Origin of the sequence: Leifsonia sp. A12D58 (assembly GCF_047530025.1) — a bacterium.
Lineage (GTDB): Bacteria > Actinomycetota > Actinomycetes > Actinomycetales > Microbacteriaceae > Cryobacterium.
Map to the genome: position 1 here is coordinate 61,569 of NZ_JBLJAT010000003.1, position 17,531 is coordinate 79,099.

Sequence of the window (17,531 nt, forward strand, 5' to 3'; positions counted from 1 at the left end):
AGCGCTACGCGGGCTGCAGAAGATCGCGCAGGATGTCGATGCGACCCTGGCTCGCGAAACGCGAATAGTCGCCGCTGAACGCTCGACGCATGACCGGAAGCATACGACGAAAACGACTGGCCGGGAGGTCAGCCCTGAACGCTTCGAAGTCGGCCTTGCCACGCACGTCGTGCACCAGCTGATAGCTCGGCTGCAGTGCGTCGATCCGCTCTTTCAACAAGCGTGACCTGACGGCGAGATCGCGGTTGCGCTCTCCTCGCGGCTGCAGAACCCGCTTGACCTTATTGGCCAGTGTGGGCTCCCGTACACCGATCTCGTTGCTGCCGTGCTGGCGATAGTCGGTGAGTTCGTGCTCGAGCAAATCGACTCGTCCTGTCGCCGCCGCAATGATTGCGAGCCACTCGTCGTGGATCCACTCGGCGGGAAACGGCAGTGCAGCCTCGAGCAGGCCGCGCCGAAACATCACAGTCGCTCCGGTAACGAGGTTGCGACGGAGCAGCACATCAAAGGCTTCGCCGCGATGGATCGCCGCCACGGAATCCTCGTCGACCTCAAGCGTGGTGAAGAGTGTTGAGCCAAGCGGCTCGCCGTTCTCGTCGACCAGGCGCGCATCACCGAACAGCAGTGACAGGTCATCGTTCGCCTCGAACTGCGCCAGCTGCAGCGCCAGCCGGTCCGTCCGCCAGATGTCGTCCTGGTCGCTGAGGGCGATCAGGTCCTGACGACAGGCAGCGACTGCACGCTCGAAGTTCTTCGTGACGCCATTACCGCCGACACCGTCGAGAATTCTGAATTCGATGGCGCTCCCCACGGCCTTTGACTCCGCGGCGATGGCGCGCACGATGTCGAGGGTTGCATCCGTCGAGCCGTCGTCAGCGACGACGATCTCGGCGACCTGCTCCCCCTGCGCCAGAATGCTGCGCAGCTGCGGCGCGATGTATCGCGCGCCGTTATAGGTACAGAGAGCGACAGAAACTGATGGCGCCTGCGCTATAGGATCTGGCACTGTCATTTACGCAGACGCCGAAGGCGGCTCTGAACCTTCTTCACGACGACCTTGGGGCCACCGTTCTTGAGGTAGTGCACAACGAGCCCGGCATCGTGACGGACGCCGTGCTTCTTGCGGCGGATGACAGTCTTGCGTGCTCCACCGGTCGAACCGGCGGTAACTGCACCGCTGGCGATCAGGTCTGGTGCGTGCTGCGGGCTCGCGACGAAGTCGACAAGTGGGGCGAGCACTGTGCCCCACTCATAGTCTTTCCGCACTCGCTTGATGTTGCGGCGGGTTGCACTGGCGAACTTGTCGTCGAAGAGAACCTTCTCGAGGGCGGCGGCAAGAGCGTCGACGTCCGTGGGCGGCACGACGACACCGAGCTTCTCGGTTGCGATCAGTTCGGCGAAGTGGTCGCCCTCCGTGACGACCATCGGCAGCTCGGCCCAGAGATAGTCAAGAATGCGCGTGCGGAACGAGAACGTGGTCTCGACGTGCGCGTAGTGCGTGCTGACACCGGCGTCCGCTTCACCCAGGTAGTTGTGACGATCGGCGTAGTCGACCCACGAAGAGTTGAAGAACACCGAGCGGTCGAGCACACCCAGCTCCTGCGCCAGCGCGCGCGACTCGGCGACGATTCCCATTTCGGGCACACCGGGGTGGGGGTGCTTGGTGCCCTGGAAGAACAGACGCACGTTGTTGTGATTCTCAGATAGCTTGGCGACCGCACGGATGAGCGTCTTCGGATCGAACCAGTTGTACAAGCCACCGCTCCAGAGCAGCACCTTGTCATCCTCGCCGATGCCGGGCAGCACTCCCTTGAGCGCGGGCTTGGTCTGGGCGGGGAACTCCTCGTTCAGACCGAACGGCACAACACTGATCAGGTTGGTGAGATCGGGGTCCGTCGCATAGTTGGCCGGGTTGATGCGACCGAGAGCTGCGAGCTGGCCCAGGTAAAAATGACGCTGGCGCTCTGAAGCGCACAGGAAGAAGTCGCCGCGCAACAACTGTTCGTTGAGCACATCAGTAGCGTCGAGTACCTGCTTGTTCCACTGATCGGTACCAAGCTCGCGACCCTGCTCGAGCTGTTCAAGGTGCATGGGGTCGTAGATGTCGGCAACGATGATCTTGTCGCTCTTGCGCAGGCTGTCGAACAGCGCCATGGCAAGGCCTTGAAAGACGATGACATCAGTTTCGCGTTCAAGCTTACTCATTGCACGGTTGTCATCCGGGCTCACATGCACGATGTCGAACGGTGCAGACACCGGCTCTGCCCCGGCCAGCGTCACGAGAGTGACGTGGTTGTCGACAGAGAGCGCTTCGGCCATGTTCCAGGCACGGATTGCCGGACCGGCCATCTTGGCGCCGATCGGGTCGCCAGTGATCACCAACACGCGAGTGAGCGCGGGCGAGGCGGTCACGCCGAAGGTCGTGACAATCTTGTCGTATCCCTCGAGGTAGTGCTCTGACTGGTACGAGGGAGCATCGGTCTCGCCGAAGAGGCGCCACAGGCGGTTGTCGGACACCACACGCGACGACTGGATCTCGTTGCGCGATTCAAGCAGCGACGGCAAGTTCTCGACGAACTGGTCGATGGCGTAGACACCGGCCAGGGTCTCCTTGGCGACCTCCGTGGTGGGCCCGTTGTCGGCGCCCTTGCGCAGGTCGAACTCGGTGGAGTCGAGGTCACCGCGAGCGACAGCGCGGCGAACCGTCAAAGCCAGCGTCGCCGGCAGCGTCTGAGCCAGGGCTTCGTCGCCCAGGTTCTTGTACTGAGTGAAGAGCGCGTTGCGCTCCAGCAGATAGGTCTCTTTAAAAGAACCGAATGACGACATCGATGCATGGTGCTTGTGGAAGGCAAGTGAAGCCGGCTCGTACACGTAGCGCCAGCCACGAAGGTTGAGACGCCAGCCGAGGTCGACATCTTCGAAGAACATGAAGAAGCGCTCGTCGAAGCCGTCGAGCGCTTCGTAAACGGAGCGGCGCACGAACATGGCAGAACCGGTGCCGAAAAGCACGTCGTGAACGCGGTCGGGCTCGCTCGGAACCGGCTGAGCGGTAAGCGGCTTGTAGCCCTGGCCGAACCAGGTCATTGCAGAGCCGATGTAATCGACAAGGTTTCCGTCCCAATCGAGCACGCGGCTCGCGACGGCACCGATGGCCGGGCTTTCAGCGAAGCGCTCAACAGCGGCGCGCACCCAGGCAGAATCCGGCTTGGCGTCGTTGTTCAGGAAAGCGATGAACTCACCCGATGACGCTTTCACGCCCAGGTTGCATCCGCCGGCAAATCCGAGGTTCTTCTTGGATTCGACAAGCAAAACGTGCGGTGCGGCAGCGCGGATCCGCTCTGCGCTGTCGTCGCCAGAGGCATTTTCGACCACAACGATCTCAAGGAGGTCTGACGGCCAGTCAAGTTTTCCGAGTTTGTCGATGGCTTCGATGGTGTCATCGGTCCCTCGGAAATTCACCAGGACAACTGAAACAACACCCGGTCGGAGCTTAGGCATGCGAGCCTTTCTATAAGGGAATGGCAGGTTTGAGTGTATCAATCGGATTCCCTCCAATCTGAGTAGAGCCTCAGTCGCTCTCTCAGGGCCTGGCAATATGGCCGTGTTATTCTCCTGAATTGCCTTGCCGAACCACTCGATCCACGTTTTGCGGCCCGGCCGAACACCGATCATCCTGTGCAGAACGAGGTATCCCGTTGGAACGCAAAGTCCTTATCATCACCCCTGATTCGATCGGGGTCAAGATGGCCGGTCCAGCGATCCGGGCGTTCGAAATGGCCAAGGTTCTCGCTGCAGCCTCGGCAGACGTCCGTCTGGTTTCGACGGTCTATGCAGAGTTGTCGCACGACGCGTTCAGCATTGAGTACGCGCCTGAAGCTTTGATGCGCTCCTACGCGAACTGGGCGGACGTGATCGTATTCCAGGGCCACGTACTCGCCAGCTTCCCCTGGCTGCTCGATCCGCGCTACATCCTGGTCGCCGATATCTACGACCCCATGCACCTTGAAGTCCTCGAGCAGGGCAAAGATCTGAGCGCAGAAGACCGCTATCACCTCTCACTGCACACCGCGGAAGTACTCAACGTGCAGATCGAACGCGCAGACTTCATGCTCTGCGCGTCCGAAAAGCAGCGCGACTTCTGGCTCGGCCAGCTGGCAGGCCTCTACAGGATCAACCCCGCAACCTATGACGACGACCACAGTCTGCGGTCGCTTCTCGACGTCGCCCCGTTCGGAATCGAAGACTCAGCGCCTGTACAGACCAGGCACGGCATCAAGGGCGTCGTTCCCGGCATCTCGGAGACGGACACTGTCGTTCTCTGGGGCGGGGGCATCTACAACTGGTTCGACCCGCTGACCCTCATCAGGGCTATCAATGCGCTTTCGAAGCGACACCCCGACCTCCGGCTGTTCTTCCTCGGCGTCAAGCACCCGAACCCCAGCGTGCCCGAGATGGCCGTGTCGCTCCGCACCCGCGAACTTGCAGCAGAACTCGGGCTGCTCGACACAGTCGTGTTCTTCAACGAAGGCTGGGTGCCATACGACGAGCGCTCCAACTTCCTGCTCGATGCGGACCTCGGCGTCAGCACGCATTTCGATCACCTGGAAACCGCATTCAGTTTCCGTACCCGAATCCTCGACTACCTCTGGGCATCACTTCCAATCGTCAGTACTGACGGCGACACCTTCGCCAGCATCATCAGGGAAAACGACCTGGGTCGGGTCGTTCCGCCTGAAGACGTGGCTGCTCTCGAGTCGGCACTCGAAGACGTCCTCTATAAGGAAGGCGAGAAGGAGCGGATCACCGCGAACGTGCAGAAGTACGCGTCGAAAATGAGATGGTCGCTCGTCCTTGCCCCACTCGTCGCATTCTGTGCCGCTCCCCGCCGAGCTGCCGACAACATTCGCAAGGTGATCACCCCTCGAAACGTCGAAATCCACGAGCTTCGTCTGCGGGTTGACGGCCTCGAGGGAAGCACATCGTGGCGTATAACGCGCCCACTGCGCTGGTTCACGACAAAGGTGCGATCCCGCGCCCTACGCGGCTGAGTCGAAATGAGCCCTGTCTTCGCTAGTCTGATGCCAGCTGCCGATGCGCAGCCGGCAGAGGCTTACCGGTACAGGGAGATCAATGAGGATCGCACGTCGTTCTACCGCGCGCAGAATTCGCACCCACATGAGGCGTTACACCATGATTGATTCCTATTTTCTACCGATCGACCGCTACCGGCAGATCACCGCCATCGAGCGCTCACCGCTGATGGATCAGGAATTTTACGAAGTTCAGGCGGAGACGTCCTTTCGCAACCGCCGCGCTGCAGTAATCCATTTTTTCGACGTCGGGCTGGCTGCTGGACTGTCCGTCACCCCGCTGTTCCAGGACGAGTGGTACCGCTTCCACACGTCACGCGGCGAGTCGCCGAGCTTCCTCTCCTTCTTCTTCGGCGCCGAACGCCTCAACACCACCTCGCCGTTCTTCGATGCACGCGTGTTCGCAGACCAATGCGAAAGCTCTGGGCGACAGGTTCCAGACAACGCCCGTGAAGCAATGGAACAGTTCGTCTCGACCGCCTCAGATTCGACGCAACTGCCCACACCGCACTGGGCGGTCGGCACACCAACCTGGGGAGACGCCAGAGCGCTGGCCCTCACCTCAGCGCGCCTCATTAACGAGCGTTCGTACTATACGCGCCCTCGGTTGACGGCCGATTGGGAGCCAGACCCCGCCGTGCGCGCCGACGTGAAGCCATACCAGACTGACCTTCTTGTTTCAGCGATCATGCCCGTGCGCAACCGAGCCGGCATCATTGCGGATGCCATTCGATCGGTCATCGGTCAGACGCACTCCGCGTGGGAACTCATCATTGTCGACGACGGTTCCACCGACGAGACAGCAAGCGTCGTCAGAGAATTTGCGGCCATAGATTCTCGGATCAGGCTTGTTGAGCAGTCCCCGAGTGGCGTCTGCGCGGCGCGCAACAACGGCCTTGATCTCTCGTCAGGTGAATTCGTCGCGTTCATCGATTCCGACAATGCGTGGCTTCCCGACTTCATCGAGCTTGGCCTGCCCGCGTTCTCCGATCCGGCAATCGTCGCAACACACTCAGCCGCCGAACTCACTGACGAGCACGGCGTGCGATCGTTCCTGGCGATGAGCGGCGACCGCGACGACCTGGTCAATGGCGGCAACTTCATCGACCTCAACACGCTCATCACCCGCCGCTCGGCTGCAATCGAGATCGGCGGCTTCGACCCAGACCTGCGTCGCTGGGTCGACTACGACCTGGTCATCCGGCTCAGCTCGCTCGGGAAGCTGCACTTCGTGCCGGCGATCGGGGTGGCATACAGCCACCGCGGCGACATCAAGCGCATCAGTACAACTGAACCTAACGGTTGGGAACAGGTAGTTCTCACGAAGTACGTGCTGGATTGGTCTGGCCTGAAGCGCGAGGTGACCGAGCGCACCACCGACTTGGTTTCGATCGTCATGCTGACATATGCCGATTGGCGTATGACAGTGGATGCCGTGCACTCGATCCTCCAGAATTCGGGTGACGTCAACCTCGAACTCGTCGTCCTGGACAACGGTTCGCCCAATTCGGTGCGCGAAATCCTGACGGCCAGCCTCACCGGTGACCCGCGGGTCCGCCTTGTCTCCGTACCCCGAAACACGAACTTCGCCCTCGGCTCGAATCTGGCGTTCGCGGAGACTACCGGCGACCTCGTGGTGTTCATCAACGAAGATGTCACCGTTGAATCCGGCTGGCTGGCACCGCTTGTTGCTGCCATGCGCGACGACCCTGAGTTGACCGGTGCGCAATCCGTCATCCGCTCACCCGCGGGTCAGATCGAAAGTGCCGGGCTAATCATCGACACTGACACCGGCCTCCCCCGCGATATCGAGGAGCTTCCGACGAGTGAGTCGGAACCGCTTGCGCTCTCTGGTGTCGCCTGCATCTACCGAGCAGCCGCATTTGTAAAAGTGCGTGGTTTCGATCCTCTCTATTCGAACGGCTTCGAAGATGCCGATCTTGCGTTGCGGTTGGATGCAGCAGCAGATCGTGCACCTCGATTTGCGGTCGCTCCCGAATCACGCGTGACGCACTTCAGCGTCTTCAGCCCCGGTAGGTTCGCGCAGGAATCAGCTAATCAGCGGATCTTCCGCGCACGGTGGGACAGCGTTCTCCAAGGCTGAGCATGGGCCAGGGCAGTCAGGGTCCTCGGAGAGTGCCGCACTATAATCGTGACAGTCCATTGCCCCGAAATGAAATGAACCCGAATGTCAGCTCAGGACCGCTACGCCGCTCTCGCCCAGCAGGAGTTGGTGACGGTGGGCTCCGGTGCCGGACCAGGCAAAGGAATCATCGCCTCGATTCGTGAAATTTCGAAGCAGCGCGAGATGCTGTCGCTGCTCATCAGACGTGACCTGAAGTCGCGCTACAAGGACAGCGCGCTCGGCTTCCTCTGGACGCTGGTTCGCCCCATCACGCAGCTGGTCATCTATTACGTAGTGATCGGCCACTTCCTGAGGGCAGCAGAGGGAACCCCTGATTTCGCCATCTATGTCTTCACCGGCCTCACCGCGTTCGGTCTCTTCAGCGAGATCATTGCGAGTTCGACCTCCTCGATCGTCGGCAACGCCGGCCTGATCAAGAAGGTCTACCTTCCGCGCGAAATCTTCCCGTTGGCCAGCGTGGGTTCTGCAGTCTTCAACTTCGTTATCCAGCTCGGAATTCTGCTCGTCGCCACCATCCTCCTTGGCGCTTTCCCGATCTCACCCGAACTCGTCTACTTCATCCCGTCCCTGGCGGTCCTGCTGGTCTTTGCCACTGCATTTGGCATCCTGCTCTCAGCCGTCAACGTGTACCTCAGGGACATCCAGTACCTGGTCGAGGTCGCGCTGCTCCTCATGATGTGGGCTTCCCCCATCGTTTACACCTGGCGCATGGTCAAGGACGCCCTCGGCCCCGGCCTGCTCCTCGAGATTTACACGAACAACCCGGTGACTCTCGCTGTGCTCGGCTTCCAGCGGACATTCTGGATTGCCGGCCACGACGTTGTGCCTTACCCCGACCTCCTGATGCTTCGACTCGGGATTGCATTCGTCATCGGCGTGATCCTGATCGGTGTCTTCCATCGAGTCTTCGCGAAGTTGCAGGGCAACTTCGCGCAGGTTCTGTAGCAGGAAGGCGACGAGTCAATGACACAGGTATACGAAACGGAATCCAGGCCAATGAACGAAGCCCCCGACATCATCACCATCGATGATGTGTCAAAGCGCTTCGTGCTGCGCAAGGACAATTCTCTCAAGGAACGCCTGACCGGCTTCGGTCGCGGCAAAAAGCACAAGGAAGAGTTCTGGGCCCTGAAAGGGGTCAACATCACTATCCAGGCCGGTCACACGGTGGCTCTCATCGGCCACAACGGGTCGGGGAAGAGCACGCTGCTCAAGGTCATCGGCGGCATCATTGACCCGAGCGACGGCCGGGTCGCCAGGCGCGGTCGCATTGCCGCCCTACTCGAGCTCGGTGCCGGATTCCACCCCGACCTGACCGGCCGCGAGAACGTATTCCTCAATGCGTCGATCATGGGTCTTAGCCGGGCCGAAGTCGAGTCACGCTTCGACGACATCCTCGATTTCTCTGAAATCGGCGATTTCATCGACACCCAGGTCAAGTACTACTCGTCTGGCATGTATGTGCGTCTCGCGTTCGCGGTTGCCGTGCACACCGACCCAGACCTCTTGCTCGTCGATGAGGTTCTCGCCGTTGGTGACGAGGCTTTCCAGCGCAAGTGCCTCGACAAGATCCGGTCCTTCCAGGAGGAAGGCCGCACCATCATTCTGGTCACTCACTCGCTCAGCCAGGTGCCAGAGATGTGCGACAGGGCCATTCTGCTCAACAAGGGCGAAGTTGTCTTCGACGGCGAACCGCACGAGGCCGTCGCAGAATTCCGTGACATCCTCGAAGATCGTCGCGTCGCCCACGTGGCTGCCGTCGCCGATCACACCCCCGAAGCTACAACGCCCGCTGCCCGCGAGGCAGTCATCCATGACGTGGTGGCATACGCCGACGGTCGCGAGCCAGACGCCGACGTAGAGCAGGGTGACGACATCCTGATCACGATGGACATCGAGCACTTCACCGGCACAGATGACTGGATGTGCGCCATCCAGATCGACAACACCATGGGTCAGGTTGTGTACGGCACAACGACGAAGCGCCTCGGTATTCCACTCGGCCGTTTTGAGGGCAAGCGTCGCGTGCAGTTCCGCTTGAGCGACACGCACTTCGGCACGGGCAAATACTTTGTGAACGCGTCAATCATGGATTCAACCGGTCGTCACATCTTCGACCTGCCCCAGGGATGCTCGTTCGACGTTGCTGACACCCCGCTGGCCGTCGGGACAACCTACGCGACACCTGCGTTCGTTGACCTGGGCGCAATGGCCTGACGGGTCGCTGGCATCGCATGAATCGAAAAGGCAAGATGTCTCCGTCTGTACTCGTCGTGACCGTGACCTACAACACGGGACAGACGCTGGTCTCATTCTTTGATTCCCTGGCGACGGCAAGCACTCGGCCGTTATCGGTGGTTGTCGTCGACAACGCATCATCGGACTTGACGCTCGAACGCGAGACCGTGGCCAGGCACGGCGCCACCTTGCTTGAACTGAACCAGAACGCCGGCTACGGCGCAGGAGTCGCAGCCGGTGTCGCTGGATATGGCGACGATGTCGACTACATCCTGATCACGAACCCCGACGTCAGTTTTACGCCTGGCTCCATCGATGTACTTGTCGACGCCGCAGAGGCAGCACAGACCGCGGGTTCGGTCGGTCCGCGCATCATCGATGCCGACGGTACCGTGTACCCATCGGCCCGCAATCTGCCATCACTTCGCACCGGCGTCGGCCACGCTCTGTTCGCCCGGATCTGGCCGAGCAATCCGTGGTCGCGAAGCTACCGCGCGGAGCGCGACTATGGCCAGGATTCGCGCGAAGCCGGCTGGCTTTCTGGCGCCTGCCTGCTCGTGCGCAAGCGCGCATACGATGCGATCGGTGGGTTTGACTCGAACTTCTTCATGTACTTCGAAGATGTCGATCTCGGTGCACGTCTCGGTAAGGCTGGCTGGCGCAACATTTATGTACCGGATGCGACAGTCACCCACACCGGCGCCCACTCGACGTCGAGAAGTGCCAAGCGCATGGAGAAGGCGCACCACGACAGCGCCTATCTTTACCTGTCGAACAAATATTCAGCGTGGTACCTGGCTCCTCTGCGGGCTGTGCTCAAACTAGGGCTGGCGGCTCGAAGCTGGTGGGTCACGAGGTGACTACGGTGTACCGCCGTGTCAGGTCGTTCGGCGGGCGCGCACTCCGGTCGTTGCGGCGACGCGCCGGCGTTGCCAAGCGGGGCACGATGTCCGCTGCGAAAAATTTCGGAGAGCGCGCAGAGACGACGAAGGACACGCTTGCGTGGCAGTCGGCCAACATCCGCGGTCGGAACGGTCTCTTCAGGCAAGAGAGGTTGTGCGGAACGCCGACGCTGGACGCCGTTCCCGTCATCGTGTGCCTGTGGAACCGGGCCGCCCGTATCGACGACATTCTGACCCAGCTCGACGCGCAGGCCACTGACAAGCGTGTTCGGCTGCTGCTGTGGAATAACAACGCCGCTGACGATGCATATTATCGGGAGCGCATTGCCGCATTCGTACCCTCTGGCGCACTCGAGAGCGTCGAGTATGTGTTGAGCCCCCGCAACGTCGGTGGCATGGGCCGATTCTTTCTGGCCAAGCGCCTGCTGAAGTCAGGCGTCACCGGACACTTCATCACCCTTGATGACGACCAGGACCTTACGCCTGCCTTTATCGACACCCTCTGTGGCTATGCAGCCCCGCGAGAGTTTGCCGGCTTCTGGGCCTGGAATTACATCGATTCGCACTGGAACCGCAACCCGACTGCTCCTGGCGAGTTGGCGGACTATGCAGGAACCGGTGGCGCCATCTGCGATATCGATATTGTTCGTTCCTCAGACTTCTTCACGAAGCTTCCCCGCCGCTACGCATTTCTCGAGGACCAATGGCTTTGCGGTTATGCCAAGTCGTTGGGCTGGACAATTCGCAAGGCCGATGTGGATCTCACATTTGTCCTACACGAGACCAATCAGTTTCCCCAGTTGGCGGATCTGAAGGACGAGTTCAGAACGTATCTGATCGAGCGCAACGCCACCCGCTAGTTATTCGTTGCGGAGGCGCGTCGACCGACAAGAATGGCCGCACCATCAGGCGCGGCCATTCTCATTCACACGTCACCAACCTCAGCAGACTGCAAGCCGCGCCACATTGTCTGAGAGTGCGTTTGGTCCGCCCAGTAGTACCATTTTCTGCGCATTCCGCCCTGTGATATCGGCTCGCACCGAGCTTGGTACGCATCCGGGCATCGTCACGTACAAGGGGCTACCGCTTGCCCCGGCGACGGCAGCACCAGCCAGTGCATCAGGGAAGGCGAATGCTGTTGCGACGTAGACGGTTTTCACACTGGGGAACGCGTCCTTGTTGATCAGAACGCCAGTTTGATAGCGGTCGTCACCGGCGAACCGAGCGGTCTTGATGCCGAGGCCCTTCACGCCAGCTTCCTGGCTGGCCGACACGGCATTCAGCCCACCGGCTACCTTCACTGTGCTCATTTTGCTGAGCGAGGCAGCGACGGCAGCGCTCAGTGACGGGGCCTTATCCAGGAGGATTACCGGGATCTTCTGCGAGCCTGCCGCTGCGCTGGCCGACAGCGCATCTGGGAAGTCCAGGCCGGTTGCAACGTATGAGGTCGTTGCATTGGGGAACGCCGCGGAAGCCATCATGCGTGACGTCTCGTAGCGGTCCGCACCAGAGATTCGCTGGATGTTGGACTGGATCGCTTTAAGAGCGTCAAAGACTCCCGCGCCCACCGCGACCGTCCCACCGACTACAACAATCTTCTTGGGAGCAAGACGCTTGAGTTCGATCTTGGTCGCCTCTGGCAGATCGCCCGGTCGAACGAGGAGGATGGGCCCGCCTTGTGCGGCTGCAGCAGGTGCCGCGCTCAGCGCGTCGGGGAAATCGAGACCTGTTACGACATAGACGACAGGAACACCAGACGAGGGATACGCAGACTTTGAAATGGCGGTAGCCGTCGCAAACCGATCGTCGCCAGCGATACGTGCGGTGCTTGGCGATCCTGCGGACGTCGGGTCTCCGAACCAGGCACTGTACTGCCGCCAGAAATTCAAGTTTCCGTAGGAAGCACATTTGTCGGGCAACTCCACTCCCCAGTCACCGGCTAGCGCTGATGCGTTGGGCTGCCATGGAGTGTAGTAGTAAAGCGCTGCCGTCGCCTTGTTGGCGATTAGAACAGAGGAGGAGCCGCAAGTGGAATTCTTGTTGTAGTAGCGGGTATTCAGCTGCCCGATCTTGATGCTCGTATGCGAGCCGGAAGGGTTGTTGTACCACGTGAATTGTCGACCCGCGCCATAAATCTGACGAAAGAAGCCGTAGTAATTCGGGTCGCACGAACCAGTATCGGGACACCCATAGCCAAGCGCCTTCTGAAGATAGGCGTCGCTCGGGCCTTTGCTCGTCACAAGGCTGGTCTCCTTCTGGAGGACGACGAGGAGTACTTTGGCACTAATGCCGCAGGCCCTCTGAACCTTGTAGATGATTCGAGCAGCGGACTCGTTCTGTTCCCCGATATAGGGCGCACAAGTCCCGTACGGATCACCGGGCGAAAGGGTCTGCATGGTAGTCGTTGTCGTGTTCATCTTAAAGATGTTCAAGCAACTTGAGTTCGTACAAGAACCACCGACGCGGGAATCAAGGAAAGCTTGAATTTCGCTCTCGGTCATCGCCCAAGAGTTGTAAAAATTGTAATCGCTGATGATGAGACCCGCGTTGAAACTCGCAGTCGATATCGCCAACGAACGTGCTGAGGCCGCAAATGGATCTGGCGCCTTCCACCAATCCGGAACCTCTTCCGGAGAATCCGTCGCAACGGGCTCCTCTGTGGGCGCTGGCACCACGGTCTCCACGGGCTCTGGTGTTGGCTCATCCGTGGCCTCTGGAGTTGAGGAAGGCGTGGCCTCTGGAGTTGAGGAAGGCGCGGCCGTTGGACTCGGTGTTGCAGAATCCGTGGCGGGTAGAGCGCCCTGCCCGGATCCTTCTTCGGCCGTCGCCGCACCAATCGGTGTAAATGCGACGCCGGTCGCCACCAGAACTGCGCAGACGCCGACGACCACGGACCGGAAAAGATGAGTGGGGAGCATTCGGCGATCATATCCTCGTTGTCTACCCCGGCACGGGCGACACGCACCGTAGCCCAGAGCGGGACAACCTGACCGACTGTGGCTCTGACACGTCCAACCACTACTCGGATCCATCTGGGTGTCGAGAGGGCCGCAGGCGGCCTCCGCAACTGGAAAGGGAGCTATGCGAACGCAATCGAGCAGGCAGTGACGAACACAACCAGAAAGGCGCCGTAGCCCAAGACGGCCCACTCGGCAACACGGTTCTTGATGATCATCGCTGCAGCAAGTAGGTATGCGGGCAGCAGTGGGATTGCGTACCGCTCTATAACCGGGAAGACGTCGCCCAGCAGCAGGTACATTCCCAAAGCAAGCAACGGCGCAAAAAGGGTCGACGCCAATACGATCGAGAACGCCAGAGACTTCTCGAGCGGGTTTGCGAACCGGGCACACGCAAAAGCCACGATCCCTGCAATCGTGATGAGCACCAATGGCGCTCCGACGATCTGTGGAATCCTCAGTAGCGGGTCGTAGTTGCCAGACAGCGGACCCGGGTAAATGAAGAGCGCGAGCATTCCGGCGATGTCACGCCACGCCAACGGCTGCGCCAGCCCCTGGTCAGGGCCGGCGCCGAGCGAAATTTGCGCGCGAATCAGCAGCCACGCCACTTGAGCGAAACCCGCAGCGGCCACGGTGACCACGACAGGTATCAGTAATCGACGTTTAGCCACCCAGGCAGTTTCATGCTTGGCAAATATGACGAATAACACTAACGCGAGGACCACGAGCCCTAGGGCTAGCACCGTTGTCACCTTGAGAAGGATCCCGATCACTGCGATTGGAAGCAACCACCACGGGCTGCTTCTGCCCTTAATCGCACTGACGCCCGCGAGAAGGAGTGCCGCTCCAACGAGAAAAACCGGGGCATCCGTAGAGATATAGGTATTTGCCCAGAAGGTCGTTGGCGCTCCAATAATGGCGAGCCCAAGGCCCAACGTAACGACCCGGCGGACCTTCATCAGCTCGAGCAACCTGTAGAAGACCAGCAGGCCACCGGCGAGCCAGAGGATGCCCGTAGCCCTGGCTGCGGTCAGGAATTCCGCGCCGGTTAACAACTGAATCACCTTGCCGAGACTCCACGTGATTACGAAGTACAGCGGTGTATAGATGTCCGCAGACGTTTTTCCCCCCTGCGGGTAGCTGGCATTGATGTCTTGAACGTCATTGCATGGCTCGCCACGCGGGCCGAACGAATCGCCGTTGCAGGCCATGCCGACGAGCGCCTCGTGTCCGATGAGTTCACCTTGACGCACGACACCCTGGGTCGGAATCTTCACCGTGTAGTCGTAGTACACCCACTCATCCAATGGAGAAAATTGGTCGGAGTGGTTTGCGGTGATGATGCCGCCGCTCACCAAGGCGACGACTACAAGGATGATCGGCACCCACGCATTGCGTAACCACAGTGCTACAGTCCGTCGGCTGGTCGCGAAGTCCATCATGCTCCTAGCGCGACCCGGCACAGGGCAACAGCGCCGCCGAAGCCACGGTGCATGCACGTCGTCCGGCGAACATATTGCGATCCTTTCTCGCCCTCGTCAGACCTGGACTTCGACGCTCAAAGCGACAGGCCGGGCCACGCAGGTATCGACCAGCCTGCCCCGGTTAGGCTACAAAGGCGACTTTGTGTAGCTCACGGGTCGCTGATTGAGGAAAAGTGACAATTACACGAGTTCGCCCGAGACCCGATTCCCGTGGTTCAGTGCACCCTATTTCGGCCAGAATTGTTTTACCGATTCTCGCCCTTTTCATGCTCCTGACCACGGCGTGGTCACTCGCCACACCGCTCACGGCATCGCCAGATGAACCCGCACACTTCGTACGTGCGGGCGCCGTTGCGCAGGGGCAGCCAATCGGCACTGTAAACGACACGTCTGACTACCCCTACGTGCAAGTGCCGGAATTCATCGCCGATACACGCGTGATGACGTGCTTCGCTGGCAATCAAACGCTGACGGCCGACTGTCAGGATGAGGTCTCAGACGATCAGACGATCGTCGAGAGCCAATCAACCGGTTCACTCAACAGCCCCGTGTACTACGCACTCGTAGGCTGGCCGAGCCTTGTGCTCTCAGGCGCTCCTGCGCTGTATGCGATGCGCATCGTGAGCGCACTCCTGACCTCGCTGTTCCTCACGACGATGGTCGTCGCACTTTTGGCCCAGTCGCGCTCATGGTGGCCAGTGATTGCGTCAGTAGTGGGCGTCACCCCCATGGTGTTGTTCCTTGGCGGGTCGTTGAATCCCAACGCACTAGAAGTCGCAGCGGCCGGGGCTGTACTTTCCCTGCTCACTCTCATGCTGCGGCGACCTCTAACTCAGAAACAACTCTGGCTCGCAGGGTCCCTCACGATCGGTAGTGCTGTGGCGCTTACATCCGGTCGTTCAATCGGGCTGCTGTGGCTGGCAATCGCTGGAGTCGCCGCCCTCATCTCCGTTCCGTGGTCGACGGTAGTTGACCTGCTCAAGCGACCTCCCGTCTGGTTTACCTTGGCGGGAATCGCAGTCGCCGTAGTGGGGACTATCACCTGGGTGGCTGTCTACGGCGCGGCAACGGCGGACGCCAGTGCAAAGGTCGTCGAACCACGAGCCCCTGGGCTGACCACGGTCGTTTTGCTCATGGTCGAGACCACTTTCGACTATTGGCAGGGATGGATCGGCCAGTTCGGCTGGATTGACTATGCGGCTCCTGCCGGGGTCGCCGTGGTCTGGTTCGGCGCGATCGCTGCAGTGCTCTTCTGCGGCTTCGCGTTGACCAAGGGTCGCGCACGAGTCGCGCTTGTCGTGGTTGCCGCCGCCGCATTCATCGTTCCGCCCGCCGTGCAGGCATCCTTTTACAACGAGCTCGGGATGATGTGGCAGGGCCGCTACGCCATCCCGCTATACCTGTGCGTGCTCATCCTGGCAGGACTCGCCCTAGACGACACGTTCCCTGGTTCCAGGGTCTCGACGGCGCGCAAAGCTGTCGTTGGCGGAGTCGTGGTGCTCGGTATCGCGCAGGTCGCGGCATTCATCTTCGTCTTGCGACGTTACGTCATCGGCACCCAGACATGGATCGACATGATTCAGGCGCCCGCTTGGCAGCCGCCGCTCGGCTGGATTGCACTGGTCGTCATCTACGCGGCGACGTGGGCCGGAATTGTCGCGCTCGTGGCACGTTGGACACAGGTTGACCCGGACAACGAGCTACTGGCACAGTCTGAGGCACCGCAGAGCGCCGTACCACAGCACGTGGCCGCCGCGCGGCAATAGAGCCGCATACGCGCCTCCATATAGATACGTCAGTGGCCCGGCTCCTTCTGGGGAGCCGGGCCACTGACGTACTCGTCTTAAGTACTACGCGATGAGCGACATCAGATAGCGGCCATAGCCACTCTTCACGAGCGGAGCCGCAATGACGGCAAGCTGCGCGTCGTCAATCCAGCCGGCGCGCCAGGCAATCTCTTCGATGCAACCGACCTTGAAGCCCTGACGGTCTTCGATCACCCGCACGTACTCAGAGGCCTGCATCATCGATTCGAATGTACCGGTGTCGAGCCAGGCCGTGCCGCGATCAAGAACCTGCACGTGCAGGTTGCCCTGCTCGAGGTAGCGCTCGTTGATCGTGCTGATCTCGAGTTCGCCGCGTGCACTCGGCTCAATTGTCTTGGCGATCTCGACAACAGAGTTGTCGTAGAAGTACAGGCCGGGGACCGCGTAGTTACTCTTCGGCTTGGTTGGCTTCTCTTCGATCGAGAGTGCTGTCATGGTGTCGTCGAACTCAACGACACCATACGAGGTGGGGTTGCTCACGTGGTACGCGAAGATGCGTGCACCCTCAAGCTCATGATTGCCACGTAGCGAGGTGCCGAGGCCTGCACCGTGGAAGATGTTGTCGCCGAGTACCAGGGCCACGCTCTCGTCGCCAATGAACTCTTCACCGATGATGAATGCCTGGGCAAGTCCATCCGGGGAGGGCTGGACGGCGTATTCGATGCGAATGCCGAGCGTCGATCCATCGCCGAGCAGTGCACGGAACTGGTCGTTGTATTCGGGGGTCGTGATGATGAGGATCTCGTTGATACCGGCCATCATCAGCGTCGACAAGGGGTAGTAGATCATCGGCTTGTCGTAAATCGGCATCAGCTGCTTGGAGATGCCCTTAGTGATGGGCCAGAGCCTGGTGCCGGAGCCGCCGGCGAGAATGATTCCGCGCATCGT

Annotated in this window: 12 protein-coding genes; 7 read left to right on the forward strand and 5 right to left on the reverse strand. The window is 60.4% G+C overall.

What is annotated here, in order from left to right; genetic code table 11:
* Positions 1 to 4: 4 nt before the first annotated feature.
* Positions 5 to 1,006, reverse strand: a complete 1,002-nt coding sequence (locus tag ACMT3I_RS08725; RefSeq protein WP_414804097.1) for a glycosyltransferase family 2 protein — start codon at positions 1,004 to 1,006, stop codon at positions 5 to 7.
* Positions 1,007 to 1,008: 2 nt separating this feature from the next.
* Complete coding sequence (locus ACMT3I_RS08730) at positions 1,009 to 3,498, reverse strand: glycosyltransferase (protein ID WP_414804098.1); 2,490 nt, start codon at positions 3,496 to 3,498, stop codon at positions 1,009 to 1,011.
* Between the two features lie 197 nt (positions 3,499 to 3,695).
* Between ACMT3I_RS08730 and ACMT3I_RS08735 the strand changes: the two genes are divergently transcribed.
* The 6 genes from ACMT3I_RS08735 to ACMT3I_RS08760 all read left to right on the forward strand — a co-directional run bounded on the left by ACMT3I_RS08735 (position 3,696) and on the right by ACMT3I_RS08760 (position 11,236).
* Positions 3,696 to 5,048, forward strand: coding sequence for a glycosyltransferase (locus ACMT3I_RS08735; RefSeq protein WP_414804099.1), 1,353 nt, complete (start codon positions 3,696 to 3,698; stop codon positions 5,046 to 5,048).
* Between the two features lie 142 nt (positions 5,049 to 5,190).
* The gene (locus tag ACMT3I_RS08740) at positions 5,191 to 7,194 is read left to right on the forward strand and encodes a glycosyltransferase (protein WP_414804100.1); all 2,004 of its coding nucleotides are present in this window, start codon (positions 5,191 to 5,193) and stop codon (positions 7,192 to 7,194) included.
* An 84-nt stretch (positions 7,195 to 7,278) separates the two neighbouring features.
* Positions 7,279 to 8,181, forward strand: a complete 903-nt coding sequence (locus tag ACMT3I_RS08745) for an ABC transporter permease (RefSeq protein ID WP_414804101.1) — start codon at positions 7,279 to 7,281, stop codon at positions 8,179 to 8,181.
* Positions 8,182 to 8,232: 51 nt separating this feature from the next.
* Complete coding sequence (locus ACMT3I_RS08750) at positions 8,233 to 9,453, forward strand: ABC transporter ATP-binding protein (protein WP_414804102.1); 1,221 nt, start codon at positions 8,233 to 8,235, stop codon at positions 9,451 to 9,453.
* A gap of 35 nt (positions 9,454 to 9,488) precedes the next feature.
* Complete coding sequence (locus ACMT3I_RS08755) at positions 9,489 to 10,334, forward strand: glycosyltransferase family 2 protein (protein WP_414804103.1); 846 nt, start codon at positions 9,489 to 9,491, stop codon at positions 10,332 to 10,334.
* An 86-nt stretch (positions 10,335 to 10,420) separates the two neighbouring features.
* On the forward strand, positions 10,421 to 11,236 hold the full coding sequence (locus ACMT3I_RS08760) for a glycosyltransferase family 2 protein (protein WP_414804104.1): 816 nt from the start codon (positions 10,421 to 10,423) through the stop codon (positions 11,234 to 11,236).
* Positions 11,237 to 11,317: 81 nt separating this feature from the next.
* Here ACMT3I_RS08760 and ACMT3I_RS08765 read toward each other — a convergent pair whose 3' ends face one another.
* Both ACMT3I_RS08765 and ACMT3I_RS08770 read right to left on the reverse strand, forming a co-directional pair.
* On the reverse strand, positions 11,318 to 12,877 hold the full coding sequence (locus ACMT3I_RS08765) for a cell wall-binding repeat-containing protein (protein ID WP_414804105.1): 1,560 nt from the start codon (positions 12,875 to 12,877) through the stop codon (positions 11,318 to 11,320).
* Positions 12,878 to 13,455: 578 nt separating this feature from the next.
* Positions 13,456 to 14,775 carry a hypothetical protein gene (locus ACMT3I_RS08770; RefSeq protein ID WP_414804106.1) on the reverse strand — a complete coding sequence of 440 codons (1,320 nt, stop codon included), beginning with the start codon at positions 14,773 to 14,775 and terminating at the stop codon, positions 13,456 to 13,458.
* 308 nt (positions 14,776 to 15,083) lie between these two features.
* On the opposite strand from ACMT3I_RS08770, the gene ACMT3I_RS08775 reads away from it, so the two are divergent.
* The gene (locus ACMT3I_RS08775) at positions 15,084 to 16,583 is read left to right on the forward strand and encodes a DUF2142 domain-containing protein (protein ID WP_414804107.1); all 1,500 of its coding nucleotides are present in this window, start codon (positions 15,084 to 15,086) and stop codon (positions 16,581 to 16,583) included.
* 84 nt (positions 16,584 to 16,667) lie between these two features.
* Here ACMT3I_RS08775 and rfbA read toward each other — a convergent pair whose 3' ends face one another.
* Complete coding sequence (gene rfbA / locus ACMT3I_RS08780) at positions 16,668 to 17,528, reverse strand: glucose-1-phosphate thymidylyltransferase RfbA (protein WP_414804108.1); 861 nt, start codon at positions 17,526 to 17,528, stop codon at positions 16,668 to 16,670.
* Positions 17,529 to 17,531: the final 3 nt, after the last annotated feature.